The 14,976-nt window shown below is 43.2% G+C and carries 14 protein-coding genes and 1 pseudogene; 1 reads left to right on the top strand and 14 read right to left on the bottom strand.

Annotated elements, in window-relative coordinates; translation table 11 throughout:
- The coding region (locus HZC12_00650; protein ID MBI5025244.1) for a hypothetical protein at positions 1-181 on the top strand (181 nt) is incomplete at its 5' end.
- On the opposite strand, the gene HZC12_00645 is transcribed toward HZC12_00650, so the two are convergent.
- The 14 genes and pseudogenes from HZC12_00645 to HZC12_00580 form a co-directional block, all read right to left on the bottom strand.
- Complete coding sequence (locus tag HZC12_00645) at positions 178-387, bottom strand: hypothetical protein (GenBank protein ID MBI5025243.1); 210 nt, start codon at positions 385-387, stop codon at positions 178-180. The genes HZC12_00650 and HZC12_00645 overlap by 4 nt on opposite strands.
- Positions 388-402: 15 nt before the next feature.
- The gene (locus tag HZC12_00640; GenBank protein ID MBI5025242.1) at positions 403-495 is read right to left on the bottom strand and encodes an AURKAIP1/COX24 domain-containing protein; all 93 of its coding nucleotides are present in this window, start codon (positions 493-495) and stop codon (positions 403-405) included.
- 81 nt (positions 496-576) lie between these two features.
- Entirely contained in the window at positions 577-744 is a 168-nt protein-coding gene (locus HZC12_00635; protein ID MBI5025241.1) for a hypothetical protein, read from the bottom strand.
- Positions 728-4,624, bottom strand: a complete 3,897-nt coding sequence (locus HZC12_00630) for a CoA protein activase (protein ID MBI5025240.1) — start codon at positions 4,622-4,624, stop codon at positions 728-730. Before HZC12_00630 ends, HZC12_00635 begins: the two co-directional genes overlap by 17 nt.
- A gap of 5 nt (positions 4,625-4,629) precedes the next feature.
- Positions 4,630-5,730, bottom strand: a complete 1,101-nt coding sequence (locus tag HZC12_00625) for a fructose 1,6-bisphosphatase (GenBank protein MBI5025239.1) — start codon at positions 5,728-5,730, stop codon at positions 4,630-4,632.
- A gap of 21 nt (positions 5,731-5,751) precedes the next feature.
- Positions 5,752-6,057, bottom strand: a complete 306-nt coding sequence (locus tag HZC12_00620) for an MTH1187 family thiamine-binding protein (GenBank protein MBI5025238.1) — start codon at positions 6,055-6,057, stop codon at positions 5,752-5,754.
- 351 nt (positions 6,058-6,408) lie between these two features.
- The gene (locus HZC12_00615; GenBank protein MBI5025237.1) at positions 6,409-6,867 is read right to left on the bottom strand and encodes a hypothetical protein; all 459 of its coding nucleotides are present in this window, start codon (positions 6,865-6,867) and stop codon (positions 6,409-6,411) included.
- Positions 6,868-7,075: 208 nt separating this feature from the next.
- A complete protein-coding gene (locus tag HZC12_00610) occupies positions 7,076-7,396 on the bottom strand; it encodes a YtxH domain-containing protein (GenBank protein ID MBI5025236.1) in 321 nt (106 codons plus the stop codon).
- The gene (locus tag HZC12_00605; GenBank protein MBI5025235.1) at positions 7,396-7,785 is read right to left on the bottom strand and encodes a DUF948 domain-containing protein; all 390 of its coding nucleotides are present in this window, start codon (positions 7,783-7,785) and stop codon (positions 7,396-7,398) included. Before HZC12_00605 ends, HZC12_00610 begins: the two co-directional genes overlap by 1 nt.
- Before the next feature lie 54 nt (positions 7,786-7,839).
- Positions 7,840-9,942 (bottom strand): elongation factor G, encoded by a 2,103-nt coding sequence (gene fusA / locus HZC12_00600; protein ID MBI5025234.1) that lies wholly within the window; start codon positions 9,940-9,942, stop codon positions 7,840-7,842.
- Between the two features lie 62 nt (positions 9,943-10,004).
- Positions 10,005-10,433 carry a SoxR reducing system RseC family protein gene (locus HZC12_00595; protein MBI5025233.1) on the bottom strand — a complete coding sequence of 143 codons (429 nt, stop codon included), beginning with the start codon at positions 10,431-10,433 and terminating at the stop codon, positions 10,005-10,007.
- A gap of 182 nt (positions 10,434-10,615) precedes the next feature.
- Positions 10,616-12,202, bottom strand: a complete 1,587-nt coding sequence (locus HZC12_00590; protein ID MBI5025232.1) for a citramalate synthase — start codon at positions 12,200-12,202, stop codon at positions 10,616-10,618.
- Positions 12,203-12,426: 224 nt separating this feature from the next.
- Positions 12,427-13,646, bottom strand: a pseudogene (locus tag HZC12_00585) (aspartate kinase).
- Positions 13,647-13,653: 7 nt separating this feature from the next.
- A complete protein-coding gene (locus tag HZC12_00580; GenBank protein MBI5025231.1) occupies positions 13,654-14,883 on the bottom strand; it encodes a cofactor-independent phosphoglycerate mutase in 1,230 nt (409 codons plus the stop codon).
- Positions 14,884-14,976 lie beyond the last annotated feature (93 nt).

Below are 14,976 nucleotides of genomic sequence, written 5' to 3'. Positions count from 1 at the left end.
AAAGCGTCAGGTTGGAGAAATAGTTGGCCATATAGGAATAGTGAAAAAAGAATTAAATAACCTTTACCTGATTCATGCAAATGGCCAGAAAGGCAGGGACTCAGGAGAGGTCAGGAAAGTCCTTCTTAAGAAGTATCTTCAAGACACGAATTTCATCGGCATAAAAATTACCAGGTTTTAGCCCTTGAGTTTTTTCACAATCTCAGGAAACTCTCTCTTAAATTCAGGATGGGTCCTTCCTAAAAAAACTTTTAACCCCTTTATTTCTAAATTAAGATCATCAATAGCCTGTTTAAGCTTATAGATATCAGCCCTGGTTTCACTAAGAGTATTAAGCTCTTTCTCAAGAAGATTCAATCGCTCTTTCAATGCAACCTCTTTCATCATGCCTCCTGAGGCTATTTATTTTCTCCTCTGGTGTCGGGTCTTCCTGAGGAGCTTTTTATGTTTGTGTTTGCTCATTTTTTTCTTACGCCATTTTACAACACTACCCACTTATTCACCCCCTTATGGAGACGAGTGACGAGCGACTTTTCAAGAGACGAGTGACGAGTGACGAGTTATTATATTTACTTGTCACTTGTCTCTTGTCGCTTGTCTCTGAATTGGTCTCTCGTCTCTCATCACGAGTCTACTGTATTCTTTTGCCTGGTGTATAAAGGCTTCAAGCTGTATCTCTGAGGCAGTAGCCTCTGCCCCGTCATAGGCAATGCTCAGACAGGGAATATCAGTATTGTTTTTCAATCCTCTCAAAAGGGCGCTTACGATAGTCCCGGGCATTCTGAAAAAATCTTGTAATAAGAATGGTTATAATATCAGAGATGTCTTTTTTTATCAATGCCTTCTGGAGTGCCATCAAGTTTACATAGTAAAGCCATTCCTCTACAGGCGCAAGCCAGACCTCACAGCCGAGGGCCTCAACCTTTCTGACAATATCCTCGTTGGAGAAGGCATTATGCCTGACAAATATTTCGCCGATGATACCAATGATTGGCTTTGTATCCTTTGTTTTAGATATTCTCGCAAAAGAGTTACGCATCTCGGTCAGAAGCTCATAAAAGGCACCGTTCTGGCTTTTAACTGTTCTGGGAATCTTGATTAGATATTCCCTGTAAGTTTCATCACTCTCACCCCTGCTAATCTCATAGGGCCTGGTTTCATGAAGGCATTTGATGGCGAGCTCTATGGCCATTATGCCCATCCATGCTTTTTTGGTGAAATCCTTACCGACTATGCCGAGCTCTTTATAAAATGAAGAGTCCTGATTAGGTGAGAAAATAGGGACGTCAGGGTGACCTATTTCATCCAGGACCAATCTATGCAGTACATTGTACTGACCAAAGCGGCATGGCCCTGTCCCTGATGGCATAAAAAAGGCAGCCCTTCCGGGGTCGAAGTCTCTGCCTTGTGCCTTTTTTACCATGTCGCCGGTTGTGATGGCACACGGGTAACATTCTTTACCTGACACATGGCGCCTTCCAATTTTTATAGTCTCTGCATCTGGCGCATCCATGACCTCAGCATCAAGGCCGCACGATTCAAAAGCAGCAGCAAGGCCAAAGGCATGATCCGACATCCTCGGTATATAAACTATCTTGTTTGATGAATTTGCAGTCAGCGAAATTGCTCTGGCCTTTTTGGGATGTCTCCGGGGAATTTCTTTCATACTATTAATGCTGTCGAGGAAGGCTTCACACCGTGTTATCACACCTGCATCCGCGCTGTGCTCATCGATTTCAATATGGAGAAACGGTTTTCCACCCATTGATTCCTTGAAAAACCGATGGATAAATGAATCAGGCCCGCAGGAAAAATTCCCGATATAAAGGGCAAAGAGATTTGGATTTTCCCTGATTATTTCTGCTGCGGCTAATATTTTCTGCCCCGACCTCCAGTACATATTTGGCCAGTTTTTATTGATGTTAATCTCTTCGATAGGGAGAAAATCCATTGGTATGGATAAAATGCCGAGGTTCATTAGTTTTCTGGGGATATCGAGATTTACGCCTGGATCAAAGGCATTGTAAGGGCGGCCAATAATGACGATAGTCTTGTCATTGATGGTCTGCAAGACTTCTCTCCCCAGGTTCTTTATCGAAGATATGAATTCTTTCTGTGCTTCTTCGGCCTTATTGCATGCATTTTTAATCTCGTTCATTGAGACTTTAAATACCTTTAAGGTTTTATACAATTGTTTGAGTAGAAAATCTTTGCCAAGTTCAAAATTAATAACAGGGCTTAGTATTTTCGCATCAGCGAATGCAACTCTCGCAACATATGGCATTGTCTGGACGTATGGGCAGGAAAAGCCGCGCTTGAAGGGCTCACCTGGGGTATTAAGATTGATAAAGCTCGGTATTAAAATAGCATCAGGACCCTTTTCTATCAGATCCATTATATGGCCATGAGCAACTTTAACAGGAAAACAACTCTCAGCAAGCACTGCCTCAGCGCCTTTATTAACAATCTGTCTGTTGGTTTTAGATGATAACTCTACCTCAAAGTCAAGTTCCCACAAGAGAGTGCTCCAGAAAGGCAAACTTTCCTTAAAAAAGAAAATCCTCGGTATGCCGATTTTCGCCTTGATCCCGATGCTTCGGGAAAGCCTGTCCTTATATTGGTTGTGCGCTTTTTCAAGGAGGCTTTCTCTTTCCACAAACAGGTCGGACTTTTCTGTTTTTTCTCTGCGTCTTATATCGTATTTTTCACATCTGCTTCCATAAAATAGCGCTTCTTTTTCTCCTGAAATCTTAACCTGGTTTATCTCACAGAGGTTTTCACAACCTTTACACCCAAGGGAGGTTATTTCATAAGGCCTCTTTGAAAGGTCAAAACCTTTAAAAGTCGTGAGTCGTGAGTCGTGAGTCGTGAGTCTTTTATCTTTTTCTGACTCCTGACTCCTGACCCCTGACCCCTGACTTTTCATGTGTCTCATCGCAATAAGGGACATACCGATGGCGCCGGTAACATCATGATGAGGCGGCACAATAATTTTCTTTTGAAGATAATTCTCAAAGGCAGCAACAACTGATTTGTTAAAGGCTACACCGCCCTGAAAGAATATTTTCTCACCGATTCTCTTATCACCGACTACCCTGTTTATGTAATTCTGGACAATCGAATAAGAGAGTCCGGCCACCAGGTCTTTTTTGGATGCGCCCCTCTGCTGCCTTGCCAGGAGGGAGTTCTCCATAAAGACCGTGCATCTTTCACCGAGAGAGCATGGATAGTCTGAAGCAAAGGCCAGACGTTCAAAATCTCCCTTTATTGAAATATCAAGTTTTTCGGCCTGCTCTTCAAGAAAAGAGCCCGTTCCAGCAGCGCATGCCTTATTCATTTCAAAATCAACAATAATGCCGTCTCTCAGGGAAATATATTTTGAATCCTGGCCTCCTATCTCAAAAATGGTATCCACTGCGGGGTCTATCTCAATGGCTGCTGTGGCCTGCGCTGTAATCTCATTTTTAACTATATCAGCCCCAACGAAATCTGCAATCATATATCTGCCAGAACCAGTAGTTCCCACTCCGAGGATTTCTACTTTATCTCCAATTTCCTCCCCTACTTCCTTAAGCCCCTGTCTCACAGCTTCGATAGGTCTGCCTGCTGTCATCAGGTATCTCTTTGAGAGGAGTCTTCCTTCTTCATCTATAACAGCAAGGTTTGTACTTATGGAGCCCACATCTATGCCTAAATAAGCATTTACTCGCCCTTGTTTATTCACGACATGAATCGGGTATGATACAAGGTGTCTTTTCTGAAAATCTTCGATGTGCGTGCAAAGAGGCCTGTGCCCTGCCTCTTCATGCTTGTAATCAGAAATAAATTTTTTTAATCTCTCAATCGTATAAGGCCTGATAGCATCTTGTTCCATATCTTTGAGGGCAGCACCTATTGCACCCATCAGTGCAAAATGCTCTGGTATCAAAAGCTCATTTAGACCGAAGACCTCTCTGAACGCCCTTATCATGCCTCTATTTGCGGCAACTCCTCCCTGAAAGCTTACTGTTTCAGGCAATTTAATACTCTTACAGATACTGCCTTTAAAATTTCTTGCAACGGCAAAACAAAGGCCAGCCACTATATCTTCCACAGGGGTTGCTATCTGCTGAAGGTGTATCATGTCAGATTTCGCAAAAACGCTGCATCTGCCGGCAATTCTCGGAGGTGTCTCAGACTTTAAAGATAGCTCGCCAAACTCCTCTATGGTAAGCCCGAGCCTCTCTGCCTGCTGGTCGAGAAAGGAGCCTGTTCCAGCAGCGCACACAGAATTCATGGAAAACTCTTTTAGCTTTCCATCCTCGAGGACAATCAGCTTGGAGTCTTCGCCACCCATTTCAATAATACTCCTGACCTCGGGGTAGAGATTTCTTGTAGCATGTGCTTGAGCTATTACCTCATTGATGGGCTCGAGGCCCAGGGCATTTGCAATGAGTTTACCCGCTGAACCAGTAATGCTCAGGGAATCTGCTCGGTTACGAGTTTCAATCAAGAGTTCCAGGGCAGTTTCGAGGGGCCTTCCTTTATGCCTCTTGTATCTGGTCTCAAGAATATTTCCAGCAGTATCTAAAACCGCAAGTTTTACGCTAACAGAACCTGCATCAAGGCCGATATGTCTTGACATAGAAACTATCCCTCTTTTTCCCACCGTGCCTCTAACTTCTTCATTAACTGAGGCATTGTCGTATATTCCATGTCTTCAAGTCCAAGCCTGTGGGGCTCGAAGGGGCCATGATGCCTGAGGTAGTTTGCTACTTCATTGGCCTTTTTCCTTGCATCATCAAAGGCGGGGTCGTCAAAGAGATCACGCGGGCCTAAGAGTTTCCCGTGAGTAATCTGAAAACCTGCTGCAATGACCCTCGGTGGGCCGTCAAACCTCGATGGGTTAGCCTCATAAAAGGCAACAGGCATAAGCGGGCCGTGGTGAGAGCCTCTCATCCAGCCCTCAACAAGGTGTGAGAAGGCAAATGGTTCTAATGCTTCACCTACTGCTGGAAAGCCTGCCTGACATCTCACAACAAGGACGGGGTCATCTTTGCCTACATAGTGGCCTGCTATCAGGCTCAATTTCTGTGTTGAAGCAGATGCTGCGATTTCTCCGTCTTTCCTGTAAACATTTTTTATCATGAACCTCCTCATTGCTCCAATAAACATGAGAAGGTCATACATTTCGTCCGGGCATGAGAGGAAAATTCTTTTGTGCTCGAATACATCAAGAACCTCGAATTTGAAACCTTCATGCATTGAGGGATCTATAACCAGCCCTGCTGTGTTAAAGGGATCTGCATACATCTGATAAAGCGGTAAATTCCAGGCGCCAGGTGAGGTCTTATCAGCCATAAAGATAATTATTGGCTCACTTTTACGTTCTGTAAACTCCATCTCAGCAACCCCGGGGCCCATCCCTTTAACTGACCCGGTGAAGGAATCGCTTAATATGTCCTGGCCAGCTCCGTAGAGTTTAAGTTTTTTAGCTATTTCTGTACATTCAAGAAATACATTCCATGAAAACTTATGGATATCGGAATTATCTATGCCTTTTTTGTGGGTCATTATCAGTTCAAGGTCATCACCGCAACGGGTGACATGGCCATCAATCAGCAGACCCTTTTCAACCGCAAATGAAAGCTTATCCCTCGCAGCCTCAAGAATATCCGGATGGACGCATGTGTGGCCAACATATCCACCTACATCGGCCTTTATTACACTCAGGGTAATCTTTTCAGTCATTAGAACCCTCCTCTCTAAATGCTATTTCCTTAAAGGCTTCCCTATCCTCCTCTCTACTGATGCAACCTTCTCATTAAGCCTGCTCGGCTTGCCTTTTCTATCGTCAATTGAAATTGTTGTTATAGCCCTGTCACACAGTTCCATCATGCGTTTGTGGCATTTCTGAATAAGGCCCATAACTGCATCCCACTCGCCCTCCACAACCGTACCCATAGGGTTTACCTTATAAGGCATTCCACTGGTATCCACGATCTTCAGCACCTCTGCCAGCTGATCTCCGATACTGCTTCCCACCCCTATCGGGACTATACTGAACTCTACAAGCATAATACACCTCCCGGGGAAAATTAAAGTTATAAACCTTTTTTCATATATTTAAAACTGAATCCTGCGTAAAGGCATATAAATTAACACGACTACCGCTTATGTATTCGTGTCACTTACGTCATTCCTGCGAAGCTTGTCCCTGCATGTCGTAAGCAGGGAGCAGGAATCCAGTTCCCATGCCTTCTTCTGGATTCCTGCCTGCGCGGGAATGACGACTATTTGTAAGCTTTTGGGGTCTTCCCTCGCGGGTTCAGGTTTGCAACCTGAACCCGCAAATTGGAAACTATAACTATACCTTACACCTATAAAAATTAAAAATACATGTCAAAATGTAAAAAATTATAAACCTGGTCAGAGACTCGTGCCGAGCCTTACTCCCTCAACCCTCATTATCAGCCATTTATTAAGCGACTTCTCCAGAGATACCTTTATGTTTTGAGCCCTGCCTGCCTCTCCCAGGATATAACCCCTGTCCTGTCCTTCTGAGGCAATGACCCTTACATTGAACTCAGCCTCTGCCCTGTCATTGTTGACAGTAATCCGCAGGGCATCCCTTTCAATTTCAATATCATTCAGGTGTTTGAACACATGCTGAAATATTGTTTTTATCTGGAGATAACCATTTCCATAATCATCCCGATAATTGTAAGAAATATATTTCATAAGGCCATCAATGTCTTCTGCCTCAATAGCCTTTTGCCCGCTATTTATAACCTTTTTTATTCTCTTCTCATCTGTGGGATATAAAATATATGCAAGTACTATAATGAGAACAAAAATAGATGATAAAATCCATTTCAGGCGTCTCATTCAGCATATCCCCGGTAATTCTCTCGAGGCAACATTTTAACTCAGAAAATGCATTAACCACAGAGTTTACAGAGAAAAAAATGAACTGAGAACTGAGAAGTAGGAAGTAAGAAGTGAAGTCATAACTTCCCATTTCCTATTTCTCATTTCCCAATTTATATCTCTGTGCCTCTGTGGTTAAACGGTCTCTTTGTATTCGAAAGTGATGCTAAGCCTGCCGTTCCTTAGAGAGCTTTTCTTTTTCCTTCTCATATGCCTCTTTCCCGGCCTCAACTGCTGTTGAAATTAAAGATTTTTTCTCATCAACATAGCCTCTCCCCTTCTCTACTGTGGACTCTACTTTCCCTTTGACCTGATGAGCATAATCAGCAGCTCTCTCTCTCACGTCCTCTGTTAATTCTCTGATCTTCTGCCTGGTTTCGCGGCCAGACTGTGGAGCCATCAATAATGCAAGACCAGCACCAACTGCGCCTCCTATAAGGAATGCTAAAAAGACGCTCCCTGTGGAAAAACCTCTTTCTTCACTCATTACTTGCCTCCTTTCAAAATACCCTTGACCAAAACGCCGAGGGCAGTCTTTATTGCAACGCCAAGACTTGCGGTTTTAATCGCAAAAGACGCACCAGTGCCTTTGAGCAGTCTATTTATATCATTAAGCAGACGCCCTATGTTTCCTACAGCCTGTGCGAAATCCCTTATATTTCTAATGGAATCCTCAATCCCATGCGCTATCTTATTGGTGGTCTGAACTGTCCCATCAAGGTTGTCGAGAAGTGGCTTTAAAGACTGCTGGGTGGTTTTTAAGAACTCATCTATAGTCTTTGCAGTTCTTCTTAACTGGATAATTGTTGGAATAAGGAATGCTACCATAATTAAAAAGGCAATCGTTATTAACACAAAAAGAATTTGATTTACCAAGTTCTACTCCTTCCTGTTTTGCTTATATCATAAGTTTCAGTATTTTGCAAATCTTTACTTTTCCTCTGTCTTTTCTTTCTTCAAAGTTGCCCTCTCTGCTATAATCTTCTGGCTGAGATGTGCAGGCACTTCTTCATAATGGGAAAACTCCATAGAATAGATGCCGCGGCCGCTGGTTAAAGAATTGAGCTGGTTTGCATAGGTAAGCATTTCAGCCATCGGGACAAGGGCCATGATTTTCTGGTTGCCTCCAGAATATGGCTCAACGCCCTGAACCTTGCCCCGTTTCCCATTGATATCACCTATTACGTTTCCAAGAAAATCGTCAGGAACAATAACTTCTATCTTCATTATCGGTTCAAGGAGGGTTGGCTTTGCCTCAGGCACAGCTTTCTTTATCGCCAGGGAGCCTGCAATCTTAAAGGCAAGTTCAGAGGAGTCAACTGTATGATATGAGCCGTCATAAAGTGTAACCCTGGCATCTACAACAGGGTAGCCAGCGAGCACACCTTCGTGCATAGCTTCAATGACACCCTTTTCAACAGCAGGTATGTATTGCTTCGGTATCACCCCCCCGACTATTTTATTTACAAATTCAAAACCTGTACCTCGCTCAAGCGGCTCAATTGTTATCCAGCAGTCTCCATACTGGCCTCTTCCTCCCGATTGTTTTTTATATCTACCCTGGGCCTTTGCCGTAGACCGTATTGTTTCTCTGTAAGGGATTTTAGGGGTCTTCATTAAAACCTCAACCCCGAATTTCCTTTTTAACCTCTCAAGGGTAACCTCAAGATGCACCTGCCCCATCCCTGAAAGAATCATTTCTTTGGTCTCATCATCCCTGTGGAATTTAAGGGCCGGATCTTCTTCAAGCATCCTTTGCAGTCCTGTGCTGACCTTTTCTTCATCTCCTCTGCTCTTCGGTGCAATAGCAAAAGAAATCACAGGGTCGGAGAATTTAATTGGCTCAAACTGTATGGGATTGCCTTCATCAGTCAGGGTGTCGCCTGTAAGGGTGTCCTTGAGTTTTGCAACTGCTGCTATCTCGCCAGGGCCAACCTTCTGGGCTGGAATCTGTTTTTTACCCATAAGGTAAAAAATCTGGCCAATCCTCTCTTTACTGTCACGGGTAGAGTTATAAACAGTATAATCTGCTTTAAGAACTCCTGAGAAGACCCTGAAAAGACTTAATTTGCCAGCAAAGGGGTCAGCTATTGTTTTGAAAACCTTGGCAGAAAAGGGCTCATTTTCTAAAGGCCTTCGCTCAATTTCATGGCTGGTTTTAGGGTTTTTACCGTTAATCGGTGTTATCTTTGATTTTTCAACAGGGGAAGGAAGACATAAAAGTATTGCATCAAAGAGCTGATGAACCCCCATGTTTTTAGTTGCAGACCCACATACTACTGGAATGAATCTCCTTGTAATGGAGCCCTCTCTTAGCCACTTTTGTATGTCATCTATGGTTAATTCTCCACCTTCCAGATACTTTTCGAGAAGGGCATCGTCACATTCTGCTATTCTCTCTACAAGCTTCCTGCGGTGCTCTTCAGCTTCGGACTTAAACGTAGCCGGAATATCTTCCTCTGTTGCCCGGCCATTTTGATACCGTATTGCCTTCATACCTAAGAGATCAATGAGGCCTGCAAAACTCTCGCCTGACCCCATAGGAATCTGTAGCGGTATTGCAGGAGTGTCGTAAGATTTCTCAAGCTCTCCAACAGCCATATAAAAATCGGCATTCTCCCTGTCCATCTTATTAATAAAAACAATTCTCGGTATTTCATACTGGCAGGCATATTGCCAGACTTTTTCTGTCTCGGCCTTCACGCCTGAAAGGGCACTGACTATTACCACTGCCCCATCAACTACGCTGAGACACCCTTTCGTATCTTCGATAAAATTTGTATAGCCAGGGGTATCAATGAGATTAATTCTATAACCATTCCAGTTGCAGAAGGCAATAGCAGATAATATTGAAATCTTCCTGTTTACCTCTTCAGGCTCATAATCTGTAACGGTATTTCCATCTTCCACCTTCCCAATCCTGTCAGTTGCCTTTGCATCAAAGAGCATAGCCTCAACAAGAGAGGTCTTACCTGCCCCTCCGTGCGCTATTATTGCAACATTTCTGATTTTTTCTGCATCAAAGTTCACCATGATTCCCCCACAAAAGATTGAAGATTGAAAATTGAAAATTTAAAATCTTCAAATTTCAATTCCTAAAGTATTTCCTCTATAACCGGTTTGTACTCTTCTTTTGTCTCTGCTTTTTTGCCCCAGATCTTTATAATTATGAAGGTTATTATCAGACAGGCAAACCCCATAATTGCAGCCACAATGTCTGAGTTTACATTTTTAAGATACATCTCTCCAATGTTTTTGCCAAGTATTGCTCCGCCAATAAGTGCAATTACAGGGAGCCCGTAAACAAGGATTGTGCCCTTAAGGTATGCCTGGGGCTTCATAACAATTTTAACAGTCTGCCCCACCCTTGCATTTATGGGATTCAATGCCTCTATCTCCATACCCTCATTTGAGGGTTTGCATGTGCCTGTTGCAGGGCATGATTCACACACGCCTCTTTTTTGAACAAGAACCTTCGCCATAAAACCCTCTGTTTTTATAACTATGCCTATTTCTTCTATCATTTAATTCCTCATTTTGAGGGTTCAGGTTTTGTAACCTGAACCTAAATGTTTCGCGTATGTCCTAACTTAAGGGTTCAATTTTGCCAGCCTGTTGAAAAACTACTCAGTTGTGTCATCTTAACGAGTATAAGATTTCTCGCTTCGCTCGAAATGACAGAAAAGAGACTTTTTCAACAGGATGCTTAAGCCTTTCGCTCTTTTTCTTCTGCGCCTCTAAGGAGTTTATACTCAATGCTGTCTACAAGGGCCTGCCAGGATGCCTCGATTATATTTTCAGAGACCCCTACGGTTCCCCATTTTCGGCTATCATCTCCTGATTCAATTAGAACCCTTACCCTGGCAGCAGTGCCTTTGCCAGGAGCTAAAACCCTTACTTTGTAATCAATAAGTTTTACTTCTTTTAGCGCAGGATAGAATTTTTCAAGGGCCTTTCTCAGGGCATTATCGAGGGCATTAACAGGGCCATTGCCTGTTGCAGCAGTATGCTCTACCTTACCGCCCACCCTGACCATTATTGTGGCTTCACTCACCGGCTCCTCGCCTTCTTTCCGTTTTTCAACGATTACCCTGAAGCCTATCAGATCAAAGAATCTCCTGTGCAGGCCGATGGTTTTTTTCATCAGGAGTTCAAATGATGCCTCAGCACCTTCAAACTGGAAACCCTGATTTTCGAGGTCTTTTAAAGTACCTACTATTTCCTGAACCTGTGGGGAGTCAGGTTTAAACTCTATTCCAAAATCCTTTGCCTTTCTCAATATATTGCTCCTGCCTCCAAGGTCAGAGATAAGTATCCTCTGATAGTTGCCAACAAGTTCGGGTTTTATATGCTCGTAAGTCTCAGGCCTTTTCTGGACAGCGCTTACATGAATCCCTGCTTTATGGGCAAAAGCACTATCACCGACAAATGGCTGCCGCTTGAAATGCCTTAAATTTGCAATCTCAGTAACAAATCGTGAAACCTCTTTTAATTTCCTTAATTGTTCACCAGTTATGCAATCATAGTTAAGCTTTAACTTTAAGTTCGGTATTACAGAGCACAGGTTGGCATTGCCGCATCTCTCGCCCAGGCCATTCATTGTGCCCTGCACCTGTATAGCGCCTAATTCAACAGCAATTATGGAGTTTGCAACTGCACATTCGGCATCGTTATGCGCGTGTATACCAACCGGAGTCTTTACCATTTTCAGCACTTTACCCATTATTGCCCTCAGGTCTGTAGGTAATGTTCCTCCGTTAGTATCACAGAGAACCAGGCAGTCAGTTCCTGCAGACTCTGCTGATTTTAAAGCCTTAATAGCGTATTCAGGGTTTGACTTGTATCCGTCAAAGAAGTGTTCAGCATCAAAAAATACCCTGTCAACTCTTTTTTTAAGATAAGCAACAGAGTTGTGGATAAGTTCAAGATTCTGAGAAAGGGATATTTTCAGCGCCTCTTTTACATGAAAATCCCATGATTTCCCAAAAATAGTAACTACAGGGGTCTCAGAATTAATAAGGGCCTTTATGTTCGGGTCATCGTGAACTTTATGCCCTGCCCTGTGAGTAGAGCCAAAAGCAACAATCGTAGATATGTTAAATTTGAGTTTTTTTACTTCTTTAAAAAACTCCGCATCCCTCGGGTTAGAGCCAGGCCATCCACCCTCGATATAATGCACACCAAATTCGTCCAGCTTTTCAGCAATCCTGAGTCTATCCTCAACAGAGAAAGAGATGTCCTCTGCCTGGGCACCGTCCCTTAAGGTTGTATCATAGATTTCAATCTGACGCATTGTGTTTATTCCTAAATGTTTCCCAACATAGAGATAGGGAAGGCAGTCTCAGAATTTCTATCCCGAAGCATCGGGATTTATATTCTGTTTTAGCCTTTTAGTTTCAATGTTTTTTGTCAAATCCATAACGTCTTTTTTTATAAGGTGTCGTATAGAAATTCTTCACCAGCCTTCCCTATCTATCTTGTTAGTTTTACTGTATTCTCAGGGACAAAAGCCCCCCTTTATTTTGTTTCTGCCAGGCCAAATGCCTCATGCAAGACCCTCACAGCGAGCTCTGTGTATTTGGCCTCAATGACGCAGGAAACCTTAATCTCAGATGTGCTTATCATTATAATATTTATTCCCTCTCTGGCAAGGGTCTCAAACATCTTAGCAGCAACGCCTGAATGAGAGCGCATACCTACGCCGACAATAGAGACCTTCGCAATATCGTCCCTGATATCAACGCCTTTTGCACCGAGGTCATCGGCTATTTCTTCGGTAATTCTCAATGCCTTTTTTGCGTCTGTCCTCGGAACAGTAAAGGAGATATCAGTGGCTTTCCCGTCGCTGCTTATGTTCTGCACAATCATGTCAACAACTATATTTGAATTGGCAATAGAGTTAAAAAGCTTGGCAGCTATCCCCGGTTTATCAGGCACAGCCATAATCGTAACCTTGGCCTGGTTTTTGTCGTATGCAACCCCTGACACCACATTTTTTTCCATATCTTTATCCTCCCTGGTAACGAGGGTTCCTGAATTGTTATTAAAACTTGAGCGTACTACAACAGGAACATTATATTTCTTTGCAAACTCCACAGAGCGACCATGAAGCACTTTTGCCCCAAGGCTTGCCACCTCTAACATCTCTTCATAGGAAATTTTACCGAGTTTCCTGGCGTTGGGGACCATGCCTGGGTCTGTTGTGTATACACCGTCTACATCTGTATAAATTTCACAAAGGTCTGCATTAATGGCTGCAGCAATTGCAACAGCAGTTGTATCAGAACCACCCCTTCCGAGGGTTGTAACATCAGAAAACTCATCTATTCCCTGAAAACCTGCAATAACCGGTATCATATCTTCAGCAATAGCTCTTTNNNNTCGGTTGTTATCCTCTCAATTCTCGCTTTTGTATGGGCACTGTCAGTAATTATACCCGCCTGCCTGCCAGTAAGGCTTATAGCTTTAAATCCCAGCGACTGTATAGCCATAACCATAAGGGCGCTGCTTACCCTTTCTCCTGAAGACAGGAGCACATCCATCTCTCTTTCGTCAGGGACCTCTGTTATTTGCTGGGCAAGATTTACAAGCTTATCGGTTTCTCCTGCCATAGCAGAGACAACAACTACTACTTTATGCCCCTGTTTTTTAGTTGCCACCACACGCTTTGCAACTGCTCTAATCCTCTCAATATCTCCAACCGAAGTGCCGCCATATTTTTGCACAATCAATGCCAATTTGCTTCTACTCTCCTCCAATAAAATAATCCATGAGCTTATAGCCTTCTTCGAATTTAAGCACACCCTGCACATTCGCTATATCTTCATCAAAACCCTTTGCTTTTGAGATTACCTTCCTGTCACTCCTGTAAATAACAAAAGGCACAGGCTCTGATGTGTGAGTCTTCGCCTCGATTGGCGTTGGATGGTCAGGTAAGAGCAAAATTTTATAATCTTTAAAGCCTGTGATCCCATCCGTTATGGGGCCGACAACCTTTAAATCAAAATCCTCTATTGCCTTTATCTTTAAATCTATATCTCCCCTGTGGCCTGCCTCATCAGGAGCCTCTACATGCAGATACACAAAGTCTACAGTCTTCAGGGCCTTTAAAGCTGCCTTTGCCTTTCCGTAATAATTAGTATCAATCCAACCTGTGGCTCCTTTAACATTAATTATACTGAAGCCTGCATGGACACCTAAGCCTTTTGTAAGGTTTACAGCAGAGATTAAAGCCCCTCTAAGCCCGTATTTTCCCTTGAAAGTAGGTAGATTGGGTTTCTTGCCCTGCCCCCATAACCAGATGCTATTAGCGGGTTTTAATCCTTTCCTCGCCCTGATCCTATTAACAGGGTGTGATTCTAATATCTCTACAGACGACATCATAATATTTCTCAGGACATCTTCTCCATCACCTACCGGAAGATAATCCGCTATGTCCTTGCCGGTTATATCATGAGGTGGAGTGCAGTCCACACTGTATTCTCCATTTTTCCAGACCATAAGGTGTCGGTAACTCACACCAGGATAAAAATTTATTTCACTGTTGCCTAACTTCTGGTTTATTTCCTCAATAAGCGGCTTTGCCTCTTTTGTTGAGATATGACCACTGCTGTAATCATCCATAAAGGCCCTACCCCTGACATGTGGCGATTTGCCTGACTTTAGAATTTTCAATGTAACGAGATTACACCTGTATGCAATATCACGTTCACCGAGTTTCACTCCCATACTGGCAGCCTCAAAGGGTGCCCTGCCAGTGTAATATTTTAATGGGTCATAGCCCAAAACAGATAGATTGGCTACATCAGAGCCTGGAGGAAACCCCTCAGGAATAGTTCTCAGCATTCCCACCTCGCCCTCAGATGCAAGCATATCCATATTTGGGGTATTTGCCGCTTGAAGGCATGTCTTTCCTGATAATTCTTTCAGAGGCCTATCAGCCATTCCATCCCCAATTAAGACCATGTATTTCACTTGAAAATACTCCTACCAAATTGAGAGCCCTACAAAACGTCTTTCAATAACTTCTCTACCTCTGAGACTGCTGCCTTTACTTTTATGGGTTTC

The organism is Nitrospirota bacterium (assembly GCA_016214385.1).
Classification (GTDB): domain Bacteria; phylum Nitrospirota; class Thermodesulfovibrionia; order UBA6902; family JACROP01; genus JACROP01.
The sequence above is the reverse complement of the archived record's forward strand: the minus strand, read 5'-3'. Positions and strand labels throughout refer to the sequence as shown.